This window comes from Vescimonas fastidiosa (genome assembly GCF_018326305.1).
Taxonomy (GTDB): Bacteria; Bacillota; Clostridia; order Oscillospirales; family Oscillospiraceae; genus Vescimonas; species Vescimonas fastidiosa.
Window position 1 is genome coordinate 362825 of record NZ_AP023415.1, and the last position, 14841, is coordinate 377665.

Below are 14841 nucleotides of genomic sequence, written 5' to 3' on the forward strand. Positions count from 1 at the left end.
CGGGTAACAAAAAAGCGCCGTATTGCTACGACGCTTTTGTCTTGCTCGGAAGATGGAGCAAGGGAACGCTATTCCATTATTTGCTGTACTTTTTCTTCCTGCTTACAACCGTTGTGCCGATGGCTGCACCGCCGCTGACAAACAGCAAAGCAAGCCACAAAGCAAAATTGCTGGAATCGCCGGTCTGGGGAGGTTTGGAATCGTCCTTCAGCTTCGTCGTTACGGTGTCTGTTTTTTTGATTTCCTTTGTACCATTCTTGTCGCTGTAATATTTACCGCAGTCGTCGCAGTACCAATACTCGATATTGCCCTCGGTGGCCTTTGTCGCCGCCTTTGCCGGGATGTGCTTTAAGTCGGTGTGGTTCTTCGCATCAATCTCGCCGTATTCCGCACCACAGAACTCACACTTTGCCTTATCCTTGCAGGTCGCTTTCCCGCCGGTGTGCTCAGTCAGCTTCTTGCCGCAATAATCACACTTGTGGTCTTTGTTATCGTCTGCACACTCGCTGATTATATAATCGCAGATATCACATTTGTGGTCTTTGTTTGCATCGATGCAATTCTCCGTTTGCGTGCCTGCAGAGCATCCGTCAACGGTGCAGGTGCGGGTATGGGTGCCGTCTTCGTTGGACGTCCAAGCGCCCCAGTCGTGATCCAGCGCATTGCCGGAGAAGAAGGTCGCCTCATCCGCCGTGCCCTCAGAGCTCAGACCGCAGACTGCGCAGGACTTGTAGTAGACCGCCTTTTCCGTGCAGGTGGCGGCGGATTTCAGGTACTTTGCATCCACGGTCTCCGCCGTGAAGTCGTGCGCCGCCAGCTCGCCATAGGCTGCGTTGCAGTCCTCGCAAATAGCCTTTTCCGTACAGGTCGCCGTGCCGCCGTGGCAATCTTCGGTTTCCGTATGCGTCGCGTCGTGAGTGCAGACGCGGGTGTGTGTGCCGTCTTCGTTGGATGTCCAAGCGCCATAGTCATGGCTGAGCGGTTCGCCATTGGTAAAGGTTTCCGTGCCCTGCGCGCCGCAGGTGGAGCAGGACTGATAATATACCGCCGGGCTTGTGCAGGTGGCGGCGGATTTCAGCCGGTACTCGTTCACCTGATCGACGAAATGGTGCGGGCCAAGCTCGCCGTACGGGTGCTGGCAGACCTCGCAGAGCGCCGGGGCAAGGCAGTCGGCCGTGCCGCCCTGATGCGCGCCGCGATCCACCTCCAGATGGCAGCAGGTGTAGAATCTCCAGTGGCTGTCGGCATCGGTCTGCCAAGCGCCCGGATATTCGGCGTGACGGTTCGGATTCTTGTCCCCGCTTGCAAAGGTCGCTTCGCTGGCCGTTCCCTTGGAGGACAGCATACAGATCTTGCAGGATTTGTAATAGAGCGCGGGAGAGAGGCAGTTTGCTTCCTTGTACAGAAGTGCAGTGATTGCAGTTTCTCCCGTGAAGTCGTGCTCAGTCATTTTGATGCCGCAGGTGTCGCAGAAATGGTTGCAGTCCGGGTCGGCGTGTTTGAGCCGCTCAGCCTCTCCGCCGCAGACGGTGCAGGTCTTCCAGTGACTGTCTTGGTTTGTGCTCCAGTCGCCGTAGGTGCAGCCGGCCGTTTCAACATGGCTGGCATCGTGGGTGCAGACGCGCTTGTGCGTGCCCTCCCCGTCGGGCGTCCAAGCGCCCCAGTCGTGATCCAGCGCATTGCCGGATTCAAAGGTCGCTTCGTCCGCCGTCCCCTTGGAGCTGGTACCGCAGACGGCGCAGGACTTGTAATACACCGCCTTTTTGGTGCAGGTCGCGGTGGATTTCAGATACATTTCTTCGGCCTTTTCCGCCGTGAAGCTATGCGCCTTCAGCGCGCCGTAGGGCTGACCGCAGTGGTCGCACACGGCCTGCTCCGTGCAGGTCGCCGTGCCGCCGGAGTGCTCGCGGAGGGTGATATCCTTGGAAACGCTGAAGCGGTAGCCCTCCGCCGTCGTGGCAGAGGCGATAAAGCGAAAGCCGGTTTCCTTCGCACTGTAGTACTTGGCCGGGATCGTTCCCGCGCAGACGCCGTCGACCGGGGTGATGGGTTTGCCGTCGCCAGTGTATTTAAACTCATAGCTGTAGACGGGATTCGTGCAGCCCTCCGGCAGGTTGAAAGAGAATTCGAAGTCCTGCGTGCGGCAGACGGCATCCGGCGCGGTGATGGTCAGGGTGGGGAGGTCCTTCTTTTCGACCTTATTGCCGCAGAATTCGCATTGTCCCCAATACTGGCCGTTTCCTGTCTGCCATTTGTAGGAATGGGACGAATGGACGGTCACGGTGAGCGTCGTGGAATTGCCCGCCTTGTCCGTGGCGACGACGGTCTGCGGGGTTCTCGCGTCGGTGAGGGTGATCTGATCCTGTTCGTTGGGGGTCACGGGCGTGCCGTTGACCGTCACGGTGTCCAGATACAGGTCGGTCACGGTGAGGGTCTTGTCGCCCTCGCCGCAGAAAACGTCGCCATTCTTCGCGCCGGTGATCGTCGGGGCGGTCTTGTCGATGATGATTTTCTCCGTGCATACAACGCCGTAGCGAGCAAGGAGCTTCGTCCCCAACTGTGCATAGATCACATAGGGCTTTCCCTCCTCCAGATTCAGAGATGCCGTATTGAAGGCGCCGGTATAAGGATAGTGATCGTGCCCGCTGCTGAAAAGGACATCCGCAGCTAGGCCATTCGAGTAGAACTGATCGCCGACGGCGTACTCAAAATACGACAGTTCCTCCGGATGGGCGGTATTGATCTGTACGGTCTGATCTTCGTTGAAGAAGTGTTCCGTACCTTCGGAGCGGAAGCCGGTCCACTGGGAATCGCCCACGGAAATGGTGCTGTAATCAATGAAAACGCCGCTCCAAAAAGCAATGAAGGTAAGGCTGTCCTCGCCGCCCGTAGCAAAGTCGCCGTAGGTTTCTCCGCCCATGACTCTCCTATTGCCGATCAGCAGTGCTTGCAGCCTTTCATCATTTTCTCTTGTCGGCCTTGGCGTCAGGAGCTTCCAAATTTCATCCGTCCATTTGACGTTCTTCAATTCCGTGACCGTCGAGCCGTCCTGGTTGACGATACGGACGGTATAGTCGCTGCGCTCCTCCCAGACGGGGTAGAGCGTAAGCGCCTCGTTTTGCTCATAAATCGCGTTCAGGGAATAGTCCCTCTCGCCGCCGTCGTGCTTCGACCAGCCGACCTGGGTGTAGCCGAGGCGGGTAAAGAGCGCGCCTTGCAGCTCCAGCGCGTTGTTGTACTCCTTGTTCACCGTCTTGCTGTCGCCCGTGCCGTTTGCGCCGGGGGCGTAGGTCACGGGATAGGTCTTGGTTTGCAGCTGGAGCTGCTGCGCGGCGTTATAGCCGATGCTGTAGCCCGCGCTGTCCGGGGTAAAGCGGCTGGTGTAATCCGTGCCGTTGGCCTCGGCGAACACCACAGGAACTGCCGTGCTCTCGGTGGTCAGGCCGATCTCGGCGGCGCTGCCGAGATTATCCAATGTAACGGTTTTTCCGTTGGCAAGATAGAGATTCGCGCCGGTGTTTCCGGTGATCTTCACGTCGCCGGTAAGGGTCAGGGAGCCTGCGCTCAGCGCGACCGCGCCCTTGCCGCCGGAGTTTCCGGTAATCCGGCCGGTGCCGAGGTTGGCGGTCGAGCCGTCCCGCGTCAGCGAGATCGCGCCGCCCTTGTTGTTCTTGATTTCGACGGGAATGGCGCTGCTCTGCTGCGCCATCGTCACTCTGCCGTAGGCCGCGTCGATGCCCGCGCCGGTATTTTCCGAGATGGTGCCGCCGTAGAGGTTGACATTGGTATAATAGTCGCTTGTCGCGATGGAGGGCATGGGCCAGTGGGTGGCCGAAATACCCGCGCCGGTATTGCCGGTGATCGTACCGCCGTAGAGGTTGATGGTATCATCTGACGGGGTGATGGTGGACATCACGCCGTTCCTCTCGTTGCCGGAGATGATGCCGTCGTACATGTTGAAGGTTCCTCTGTTAATTACACCGGGGCCGTACTTGGTGTTGCGGATGCTGCTGATGACCGGGCGATCTGTGGGATAGTCGGAGCTTTTTTGATAGTAGCAGCCGCCGTACATATTGAACGTGCCGCAGTTATAAACGCCGCAAACCGGGTCGTTGTAAACATCGCGGATGCCGTCCGTTTCCGAGCTGGTCATGCAGATGCTCACGCCGTAAAGGTCAAAGGTGGCAGTTCCGTCAACAGAAACAGCGGCGCAGCTGTCGCCGGTGATGAGGCCGCGGTCGCCGGAGAGCTGGCAATCCGTAAATACCAGACGCGCGTTATTCATCACATAGAAGGCGCTTTGTGCATCCGGCACATTGCAGGTAAGGGTATGGCCATGCAAACAGATCACAAACGTGCAGCCCTCCCAAACATGGATTCGTTTCGTGAGGGTGACATCATTGGCAAGGTAATAGTAGAACGTTTTTCCCTTGTTGTTCGATGCTTTATAGTTGATCTCCTTAAGGTCCTCTTCCGATCGGATCACGTTCATTTTTGAAATATCGCCGGAGGTATTTTCCTTCCCGTCCTTGGTGAAGTAGACCCCTTCATAGGCCGTGTGTCCGTTCATGGCTTTATGATTGCTGATTCCTCCTCCGCAGACGCAATGCGCCGACGGATGCGGCCAATTAAGGCGAACCGCGCTTGCCGTGAGCGGGAAGAGCAGCGCGAGCAGGCAGAGCGCCAGCAGAATGGCGAACAGTCGTTTTTTCATGAGGCTTCCTCCGTTTCGCTGCCTTTCGACAGCTTAAAGTCATATTTCATTTCCAGCATTGCAAACAGCTTATACATAACCTCTGTGGCAATTGCCTTGATATCCAGTGATTGAATAAAGGCAAGCACCTTTGCCTGCTCCGCCTCCGGCACCCGATACACCCGCATCGCCGCCGTCAGAAAACGGCTGAGCTTGCGTTCCAGCGGAAAATGAATATCGCATTTTCTCGCCATATAGCTGCGCATCAGTCCTGCCGTGCCGATTTCCATCTCGTAAAAGTCGCTGTCGCTGTAATCCGGGAAATTCCCGCCGAAGATCTGCTTCAGCTCTGCCGTGGTATGCAGATAGATATACTCCGATGTTTCAGGCAGGGAGTAGGCTTCAATGTAGATTTCCCGCAGGTTCTCGTTCAGCTCGGTCAGTGTCAGTTGGATCGCCGTTTCCACCGCATAGGCGTAAACCGGCGGCAGCTTGCTGTCTGCAATGCTTCTTGCCACGCCGAACTGTCCGCCGAACATCGTTTCGGTCAATTCCAGCAAAACTCTGTCCTTGGTCGGAAACAGATTCAAATAGCTTCCCCTTGCCACGCCTGCTTCCTCCACGATCTGACTGACAGAGGTGTTTTTATACCCCTGCTCCAGAAAGAGACGGACGCACACGGTCAGTATTTTCCTCTTTGTTTCACTGCTGTCTCTCCGCAAATATATCACCTCCCCTCAAGCGTTTTAGTATGTATACCAATAATATCATAACAAGAACAAAAAGGCAAGTAGAATTTGAAACTTTACCTCCGTAAAGAGCAGCCTATATTTTTTCCTGTTGAAATATTGTGCATTGCGTAGTATAATAAAGAAAACCAAATAACGGGACAGCGTGAGCCGGGTTATCCCGGCGGCGGAATGGGGTGAAAATCCCCGCGAGACGGTCACTGTGATGCCGGTTTATTCGGCTAAGTCAGGAACGCAATACGCTGCTCCCGGGCCGCTGCCAGTACCGGGGCCAAAGCTGTTATGCGAACGCTTCACCCGGCTGCTTTTGGCGGCTGGGTGATTTTTTGCCGAGGCAGTACTGCCTCATGCTTTCCATGGAAAGCATGATAGCCATTTCAAGCCGCCGGGGCGGGGGAGGACGGCAGACCTTTCCCGTCCTGCTTTCCAGAAAAATTTTTGCGCTATTTGTCGTTCCTTTCATGTTCCCGAGACCCGGGCCGTGCTGCAAAGAGTGCGGCCCGGGGGGAGGAAAACAGGGGGCGTGAGATATAGGGTATTACAGATTGCCACGGGCGCGGTGCGCCCTCGCAATGACAATTCTCAAGAGGTCTGGCGTGGGCGGACAGGGTCGTCCGCCCCTACCGACGCGTTCAGGAAATGCGTAGGGGAGGGGCTCTGCCCCTCCCGCGGGCGGGGTAGAACCCCGCCCCTACGGAGGACAGAAAAAATTGTGTGTGATTGCTTCGGCATTTACATAAATAAAAAGAATGAAAGGAAAAAGAAATGAAAAAGAGAATCATTTCTCTGCTGCTGGCGCTTATCATGGCGCTGTCACTGCTTCCCGTGAGCGTGCTGGCGGCAGACGACCACACAGGTCAGGTCCATGTGACGGTGGAAAACACCACCTGGGCCAAGGCCGACAACGCACCCTGGGAGGGGACGCTGGTGGACGAATGGGTCACCCTCCAGGCTGACTCCTCCATGATGAGCTGCATCAAGGCAGCGCTGGAGAAGAAAAACATCCCCTCCACCATCAATTCCAGCAGCTACGGCGGCGAGTACATCAGCGCCATAAACGGCATAGGTGAGTTCAGCGCGGGCAGCGAATCCGGCTGGATGGGTACGCTGAACGACTGGTTCACCAACCTCTCCTTCTCGGCCTTCACCGTGCAGGGCGGCACCCTGGCCGCCGGGGACGAGATTCGCGTCCTATACACCAAGACCGGCTTCGGCAAGGACCTCGGCAACGACTGGAGCACAGCCGGCAACACCGCCCTCTCCGCCCTGTCCTTCAGCAGCGGCACCCTGTCCCCGACCTTTGACAAGGCCACCACGGCCTACACCCTGACCCTCACCGCTCCGGCCAGTGTCAAGGTCTCCGCCACGGCGGACAACAAGTGCAACCAGGTCTATCTCTCCGTGGGCGCCACCAGCTATCGCCGCAGCGCCTCCGTCCCCCTGGAGAGCGGCACGGTGCTCACCGTCCGCTGCGGTGACGCCGCCGAGGCCAGCGGCAGCACCCCCGCCGTCACGCCCACGGTCTACACCGTCACCGTGAAGGTAGACGCACCCCAGACGCCCCCGGCCCGCCGGGAGGGCGTACCCGCCACAGCGGCGAAAAATGTGTCTGTGAACAAGCCCTACACCCTGGACCTGAGCACGATTTTCGCGGACATCAACGGCGACCCCCTGACCTATCTGGTCAGTGTCAACGGCGGCGCGTATGCCAAGGCTGATGCCAACTATACCTATACCCCCACCACGACGGGGGCCACCACCCTGACCTTCAAGGCCAACGACGGCCACGCAGACAGCACCGACACCTATACGGTGACGCTGACGGCGTATGACAAGATCAGCGTGGTATTCAAGGGAATTAAAACAAACGGGCTGACAAGCTTCAAGCTCTATGACTATGAGGCTGAACGCACCGAGAAAAACAATCTGCTCGCCAATGTGAGCCTGACAAACAAAACATATAAAGTCAGTCTCCCTATCGGTGCGTACTGGATTGAAGCATACGATAAATATGAACATAAAGTCGGCGCTATGGTTGTGACCGTAGAGCCGGGCACCACCGCATTTAATATACACGCAGTTTTCGGCTTGGGTAAATCTGGCTGGGTTTTCGGAACGGATTATGCGCTTTCTGTAACAGAGAAAAGCCCGGACGGGAAGGTAACTCGACAAATCGAACTTGGCGAAACCGGCGGCATGAATATGGCCGCAAATAAAAATATTATGCCCAGCATTATCTACCTGGATGGGGACAGCATAAAAATCACGGCGACCCCCATCGGAGATAAAGCGTGGGACTATGAGGCGGAAACATGGAGCCCGATCAGAAGCACACAGGACTGGAAATGTAGTTTCCGTTTCCCTAAATCTGCACAGCCGACCTACTCCTTTACCGTAAATGCCCCGGCTGGTTCTACCATCACCGGCGGCAGATTTGATGTCTCGTATGAATATAACTATAATGTTATGAAGCGTGAGGTCATTAAGGACGATGAAACCGGCGTGACGGTAAAGTTTACCATCAAAGAGTCTGATACTACAAAAGGAAACGCTTTCTTCCGGGTGCAGCATCCCGATGGCGTCACCTATTGGGACTTCTCGGGCATGAAACCTAAAGAGCTAACGGCGCACGGGTGGGAGTTTTTGACGCAGGCTGGAGACAACATCACGGTCACGGCAAAAGATCTGCACATTGGGGACAGCAGCTTCACCAAGAGTACGATTACCCGCTTTGAAAAGAGCCCCCAAGATCGCGGTGATATTTACCTAAACATCAATAGTAAGGGCTATAAGAACATGACCGTGGGCGAGACCTTTGGCTTGAATGTGTTCCGCAATTGGCAGGCCACCGATAGCTTTGCAAACGCCTATATCGCGCTGCCTGATATGCATTATCAGGTGGTCGATGTGAATGGCCAGCCCAGCGATGTGGTGTCCATCGTGCCGGAGGAGCTGAATAGCTGCTCTGCCACCATGACCGCCAATAAGCCTGGCACGGCCATCGTCCTGGTGACCTATGATACCATGTCCCATATCCGAAGTGTGGACGGCACCGGCACCAAAGACTACACCGCCATCTGGCCGGAGTGTACCGGCGTGTTCGTGGTGACGGTGGATGCCGACGGCACCGCCATCCAGACCAACATGGTTTTGGACCGCATGGACAGCACGGTTACGGACAAATCGTCTCTGGCACTGGATGCGGAGTTTGATATTCTGTTCTACCTGGGCGACGACGGCGCGACTTACAGCTTCAAGCCCGAGGATGGCTGCACCGTCAGCGTGGCCCGCTCCACCGTCACCGACAAGATGACCTTCAGCGGCTTCACAACCCAGGGCGTCTCCGTAGCGGCGGACGGCACCGTCACCCTCAGCGGCCTCACCACCGGGCGGCACATCGTCAAGGTGGAGAAGGGCGGCGTGGCCACCTACCAGGTCATCACCGCCCGCCAGGTCACTTTGACCCTCCTGGACAAGGACGGCAACAAGCTGCCTGCGGACACCGCCTTTAAGCCCGGCGATCGGGTGACCCTGCAATTCTGGGGCCTGCTCAGCCCCCAGGAGAAAATGGCTACGATTTATAACAATAATTTTGCCCTGTACTATGAGGGAACGGACGGCAGCTATTTCCGCACCTTTAAGGACGGCGATGTTTTCGGCGGCATGTATGACTTCTCCGGCAACCCCAATAACCAGCGCGTTACCATCACCATCCCCGAGAATTGGACGGGCAAGACTTACGACTTGACCGGTGGAATCAGCTTGGGCGGCTTTGGCGGCAAAGCCGGACACCGCGCCGTTTCGTATAAGTACGGTAGAGACCCCGTTTTTGACGCGGGTAGAACCAGCGGCGTTCTCGCCCGCCTGCCTGCTGTGACCCTGCGTGTGCAGACCACCGTCCTGGACGAACTCTACAAGACCACCGGCGACTTCATGGCCACCCTGGGCACCCCCACGGTGAACTCCATCGGTGGCGAGTGGATGGTCATCGGCCTGGCCCGCAGCGGCCGCCCCGTGCCCGCCGGGTACTATGACAATGTGGTGGAGTATGTGAAGGCCAAGGCTGACGCCAATGAGCGTCTGCACCCGGCCAAAGTCACTGACAACGCCCGGGTGATCCTGGCCCTCACCGCCATCGGCAAGGATGTCACCAATGTGGGCGGCCACAACCTGCTGAAGGGCTTGGATAACATGGCCTATGTGCAGACTCAGGGCATCAACGGCCCCATTTTCACCCTCATTGCCCTGGATAGCCATAATTACCCCACTATGGGCGATGTGACCCGGGAGAAGCTGATTCAGGTCATCCTGGCCGCCCAGCTCAACGACGGCGGCTGGAACCTCAGCGGCGAGAACGCCGACACCGATATGACCGCTATGGCCATCCAGGCCCTGGCCCCCTACTATAAAACCAACGAGACCGTGAAGGCTGCTGTGGATAAGGCTCTGGAGGCTCTTTCCGCCCTGCAGCGCAATGACGGCGGCTTTGGCAGCTGGGGCACCGTGAACAGCGAGTCCTGCGCTCAGGTCATCGTGGCCCTGACGGCCCTGGGTATTGATCCTACCACCGACAGCCGGTTCATCAAGAACGGCAACACCGTACTGGACGCTCTGGCCGGGTTCTATGTCACCGGCGGCGGCTTCCGGCACACTGCTGGCGGCGAGCGGAACGGCATGGCTACCGAGCAGGGCTACTACGCTTTGGCTGCCTACTATCGCTTCGTAAACGCCCAGACCCGGCTCTATGACATGAGCGATGTGACCATTCAGACCGGCGGCAGCAATACCCCCGCCACCGGCGATACCGGCGTGCTGGCTTGGGTCATCGCCCTGCCCGTGACGATTCTCGCCGCCGCCTTCGTCCTCAAGCGTAAGGAGCGGGAGGCGTAAGCCAAAAAAAACCCAAGCGGCAAAATAAAACAGCACCCCCGGGGTCTCTTGCATAACAAGAGACCCCGGGGGTTTTTCGTTTTGCGGGTAAATGTGCTGAAATCTCGCTTGCCTTGATGATTTCCAGCTTTGCGGGAATGTTGTTCGGATAGTCTGTCATTGTCTTGTTCTCCTTTTCGATAAATAGCGTGGGCAGTGAATAACGGTGGCACGGAAGCTCTGCTTGCAGTTCCTTTCGCATTTTCTGCAAAGCTCGTTGTATTTCTTCCTGCCACGCTCATCAAGAAAGAACACCCATTCTCTCTTGAGGTATTTCGGCATACGGGGCATAGCAGGCACCTCCTTTTCGCTGCCGAATTGCCGATTTGCTCCCGAAACGCAGAAACGCCCAAAACCTGACCTCGCTGTATGGTTTCGGGGCGATTTTGGGCGTTTTCTTTCGATATGAGCGGCTTTGTTTTAGCGGCGGAATCCTTACCGTCCGTCATTCAAAAGCCGCTGTTTGTCACTTCCGGGTAACAAAAAAGCGCCGTATTGCTACGACGCTTTTGTCTTGCTCGGAAAACTTTATTTCCTTGTGCTTGCTTACGGTCAACTTCCGCTTGGCTCAGTCTCATAGACGGCAGGTTGCTCCTGCTCCTCTGCTTTAATCTCTGCAATTCCCAGCCCGAAGTATTTCTCAAAGAACGCTTTCAGCTTTTCAATGATGCCCTGCATCTTCTTGGCTCTGCTGCCACCGCCGAAGCGGGATACCGGGGGCATGAGTTTGTCAATCTCCGTTCCTGTTGTTTTCAATGCCCCATCACGGAATGCATTGGCAACGAATTTGCGCGTTTCCTCATTTTTGAGCTTTTCTGTCGTGATGATTTCGGTCAGATCGTTTTCCTCCTGCTCCAGAACAAAGCGCCGCCAGTCCGTAGTGACCTGCGTATCCACATTGACATGGCTGATAAATGCTTCGATAAGATCCTTCTTGCTGCGAAGCTGTATGCTTGCATCAACTGCTTTGCGGATGGAAGCAAGGATTTCTTTATCTTCACAGTTGCCGTCGTGATATTTCTCAACCAACATCAATATGTAGTCGATATTGATTTCTACCTGCTTAATCAGCTCGATTTCAAATTCAATATCGTCCGTTATATCCTCTTTTTCGGCATCTTCCTTTCTGCGGTACTTGTCGTAGAGATCAAGGTAGATACTCTGATAATCCTGTAAATCTCGTGCGGCAATGCTGTCCTATGGAAGCGCCGCATCCACAAGTCAAAACACAGTCAACACTGATTAGATTCTTGCTCACAAAAATGCATGTGAGTTTGGGGCTTGACCAAAAAGTCCTTATATCCCCGCATGAAACGCAAAAGTAGTTCAGGGCGACCGTTCCAGTTGAAATATCGACCTTTTGACCCACTTTACCTGCTTTGTTTTGCAAAAATGCATCAATTTGAACATATTCCTTATCGGGCGGTTTTGATAAAACATCAGATAATCTCATAAAGTTTATTCACCGCCATCCTTCGCTTCCGGCAGCTCTTTTGTATGTGAATCTGCTTCCAGCAATATTCTGTCGAAGTCGCTTTGATACAGCTGATCCTGCACGATGCGATATTTTTCAAACTCGCTCAGGGCGTGAGCCTTGGCAAGCTCTGCGGATACCTTTCCGGCATCCTGCAAAACCTCTCTGTCCCACACGGTGAGAAAGCCATCGAGTCGCTTCTCCCAATCTGCCATTGTCATCGGAATGTGCCGCTCTGCCTGTGCTTCTGCCAGATCCAGATATGCCGAAACAATGCGTCCCAACTGGGAAAGCTCCTTTTCGGTCAAGTAGTTTTTCGCTACCACAACATCGTAGGCATGAATTTTACTTTTTGGCGAGCCGTCCCATGTGGTAAGCCCCATGTGTTCCTTTTCCGCATCCGCTCGGTTGTAGATAACCTCGGCTGCTGTTTGCCCATGAACACTGTAATGCAATTTGTTTTGCACCGCTGCAAAAAAGCGTTTTGTAGCCGCTGCGGAAGGGTCATAGTCCAGAGCTGTGGCATAAATATCGGTGATTTTCTGGTAGAATTTTCGCTCCGAAAGACGAATCTCACGGATTCTTTCCAGCTGCTTTTCAAAATATTCTTTTGTCAGCACTGTTCCGCTGTTTTTCAAACGGTCATCATCCATAACCCAACCTTGAATGGTGTAATCTTTTACAATACGGTTGGCCCATTTTCTGAACTGCACCGCTCGCTCGTTATTCACCTTGAAGCCAACCGAAATAATCATTTGCAGATTATAATGGTTTACTTCACGGGCAACCTGACGGGAACCCTCCGTTTGAACTATCCGATATTTTCGGATAGTTGACGATTGTTCCAATTCTGAATCGGAATATATTTTTTTAATATGGTCATTGATGGTTCGTACATCCACATCATACAAAGTAGCCATCATCTTTTGCGTCAGCCAGATATTTTCGTCCTCGTAACGCATCTCTATGCTTTTTTCGTCTGCACCTGTGGAGGCAACAAATGTCAGATATTCCGCAGCGGAGGAACGAACGATGTTGATTTCACGCTTGTCCTTCTTCATCATCCCACCTCGATCTCTGCAATAATCTTTGCTATTTCATCACGAAGAACCTGTTCACGGGCAACGATTTTCTCGATCTCGGCATTAAGTGCCACAATGTCGATTTTCTCTCTGGTGTCCTCGGCTTCCACATAGGTGGAAACCGAGAGATTATAATCATTGTCCGCAATTTCCTCATAGTTTGCCAGATGCGAGAAGTGTGCTTCCTCGGCTCGATTGGCAAAAGTGTCCACGATTCTTTCGATGTTCGCCGGTGTCAGCTTGTTGTTGTTCGTTACCTTGATACACTCAGCGGAAGCATCAATAAACAGGGTTTTGTTGTCGGCTTTGCCTTTTTTCAGCACCATAATGCAGGTCGCAATAGGAGTTCCAAAGAACAGATTGCTTGGCAGCTGGATAATGCAATCAATAAAGTTGTTGTCAATCAGGTATTTTCTGATTTTCTGCTCTGCGCTGCCACGGTACATAATGCCGGGGAAGCAGACGATCGCTGCTGTGCCGCCTGTTGCCAGCCACGAAAGGGAGTGCATGATAAAGGCAAGGTCGGCTTTAGACTTCGGTGCGAGAACGCCAGCCGGAGAAAAACGAGGATCGTTAATCAGCAGAGGGTTGTCATCACCAGCCCACTTGATGGAATACGGAGGGTTGGAAACAATCAGCTCAAACGGTTCATCGTCCCAATGCTGCGGTGCGGTTAGTGTGTCCTCGCAGGCGATGTCAAACTTATCAAAGCCAACATCATGCAGAAACATATTGATACGGCAAAGGTTGTAAGTCGTGATATTGATTTCCTGCCCATAAAAGCCGTTTCTGACGGCATCTCTGCCCAAAACCTTCTCCGCTTTCAGAAGCAGGGAGCCAGAGCCGCAGGCGGGGTCATATACTTTATTGATTTCAGTCTTGCCCACCGTGCCAAGTCTGGTCAGCAGCTCGGAAACATCCGCAGGGGTAAAGAACTCGCCGCCGGATTTTCCCGCCCCGGATGCGTACATTGTCATCAGATACTCGTAGGCATCGCCAAAGGCATCAATATCGTGATCCTTCACATCACCAAGGTTCATATCAGCTACGCCATGCAGAAGTTTTGCAAGGCGTTCATTTCTCTTTGCAACGGTAGATCCGAGCTTGTTGCTGTTCACATCAAAATCATCGAACAGTCCGGCAAAGCTGCTTTCGGAGGAAGAGCCCTTTGCAGAGCTTTCAATGTGGTTGAATACACGCTCCAAGGTTTCGTTCAGGTTTTCATCGTTGTCGGCTCTGAGATTGACATTGCAAAACAGCTCGGACGGAAGAATAAAGAAGCCCTTTTCTTCAACCAGTCCCTCACGAGCTTCTTCTGCATCGGTATCAGGCATTTTGGCATAATCAAAATCGGTATTGCCAGCTTCCTGCTCACCAGAATTGATGTAGTTGGTCAGGTTCTCGGAGATATAGCGATAAAACATGGTTCCGAGAACATAGTTCTTAAAATCCCAGCCGTCAACGGCACCACGAAGTTCATCAGCGATTGCCCATATCGCACGATGCAGCTCGTCACGCTCTTGTTCTTTCTTTGTATCAACCATGGCTTTCCTTCTCCTTTTCGTTCGGTATAAATTCCAGAATATCGTCAACGCCACAATCGAGGGCACAGCAAATTCTTTCGATGCTCTCTAATGCTATATAGTTGTCACGCTTTAATCGGGTAATGATGTTAGCACTAAAGCCGCCTTTTTCCATCAGCTCAGCATTGGTCATTCCCTTATCAATCATAAGATGGAACAGTTTTCTGTAGCTTACCGCCATAGCTTCGCCCTCCTTTTGCCATATTTTTATCATATCACGAATAAGTGAAAAAATCAAATCAAAGCTTAGCCTCTTGCGACATTCGTTTTTCACGCATTTGAAGGGAATAGGCACTTTTTGTTTCCTTCCATTACTCACAGAACTTTATGA

8 protein-coding genes are annotated in these 14841 nt (G+C 54.0%); 1 reads left to right on the plus strand and 7 read right to left on the minus strand.

The features are described from left to right. Positions 1-76 precede the first annotated feature (76 nt). On the minus strand, positions 77-4714 hold the full coding sequence (locus tag KI236_RS01715) for a hypothetical protein (protein ID WP_212818748.1): 4638 nt from the start codon (positions 4712-4714) through the stop codon (positions 77-79). Then, a complete protein-coding gene (locus tag KI236_RS01720; RefSeq protein WP_408059035.1) occupies positions 4711-5415 on the minus strand; it encodes a TetR/AcrR family transcriptional regulator in 705 nt (234 codons plus the stop codon). Before KI236_RS01720 ends, KI236_RS01715 begins: the two co-directional genes overlap by 4 nt. 792 nt (positions 5416-6207) lie before the next feature. Here KI236_RS01720 and KI236_RS01725 point away from each other — a divergent pair. After that, positions 6208-10332, plus strand: coding sequence for a DUF4430 domain-containing protein (locus KI236_RS01725; RefSeq protein ID WP_212818750.1), 4125 nt, complete (start codon positions 6208-6210; stop codon positions 10330-10332). Between the two features lie 591 nt (positions 10333-10923). Here the strand turns inward: KI236_RS01725 and KI236_RS01730 are convergent. From KI236_RS01730 to KI236_RS01750, 5 genes are read right to left on the minus strand one after another with little or no spacing between them, the layout of a single operon-like run. Beyond that, a complete protein-coding gene (locus KI236_RS01730) occupies positions 10924-11562 on the minus strand; it encodes a type I restriction endonuclease subunit R, EcoR124 family (RefSeq protein WP_212820580.1) in 639 nt (212 codons plus the stop codon). Further along, on the minus strand, positions 11519-11824 hold the full coding sequence (locus tag KI236_RS01735; protein WP_212818752.1) for a hypothetical protein: 306 nt from the start codon (positions 11822-11824) through the stop codon (positions 11519-11521). The genes KI236_RS01730 and KI236_RS01735 overlap by 44 nt, the downstream gene beginning before the upstream one ends. 5 nt (positions 11825-11829) lie before the next feature. Continuing rightward, positions 11830-12906 (minus strand): virulence RhuM family protein, encoded by a 1077-nt coding sequence (locus KI236_RS01740; RefSeq protein WP_212820582.1) that lies wholly within the window; start codon positions 12904-12906, stop codon positions 11830-11832. After that, complete coding sequence (locus KI236_RS01745) at positions 12906-14471, minus strand: type I restriction-modification system subunit M (protein ID WP_212818754.1); 1566 nt, start codon at positions 14469-14471, stop codon at positions 12906-12908. The genes KI236_RS01740 and KI236_RS01745 overlap by 1 nt, the downstream gene beginning before the upstream one ends. Continuing rightward, positions 14464-14691, minus strand: coding sequence for a helix-turn-helix domain-containing protein (locus KI236_RS01750; RefSeq protein ID WP_212818756.1), 228 nt, complete (start codon positions 14689-14691; stop codon positions 14464-14466). Before KI236_RS01750 ends, KI236_RS01745 begins: the two co-directional genes overlap by 8 nt. Between the last annotated feature and the right edge of the window lie 150 nt (positions 14692-14841).

Excerpts from the sequence above, each read along its gene's own strand:
- KI236_RS01735 (WP_212818752.1), bottom strand. The coding sequence starts at position 11,824 with ATGAGATTATCTGATGTTTTATCAAAACCGCCCGATAAGGAATATGTT.
- KI236_RS01715 (WP_212818748.1), bottom strand. The coding sequence starts at position 4,714 with ATGAAAAAACGACTGTTCGCCATTCTGCTGGCGCTCTGCCTGCTCGCG.
- KI236_RS01750 (WP_212818756.1), bottom strand. The coding sequence starts at position 14,691 with ATGGCGGTAAGCTACAGAAAACTGTTCCATCTTATGATTGATAAGGGA.
- KI236_RS01740 (WP_212820582.1), bottom strand. The coding sequence starts at position 12,906 with ATGAAGAAGGACAAGCGTGAAATCAACATCGTTCGTTCCTCCGCTGCG.
- KI236_RS01725 (WP_212818750.1), top strand. The coding sequence starts at position 6,208 with ATGAAAAAGAGAATCATTTCTCTGCTGCTGGCGCTTATCATGGCGCTG.
- KI236_RS01745 (WP_212818754.1), bottom strand. The coding sequence starts at position 14,471 with ATGGTTGATACAAAGAAAGAACAAGAGCGTGACGAGCTGCATCGTGCG.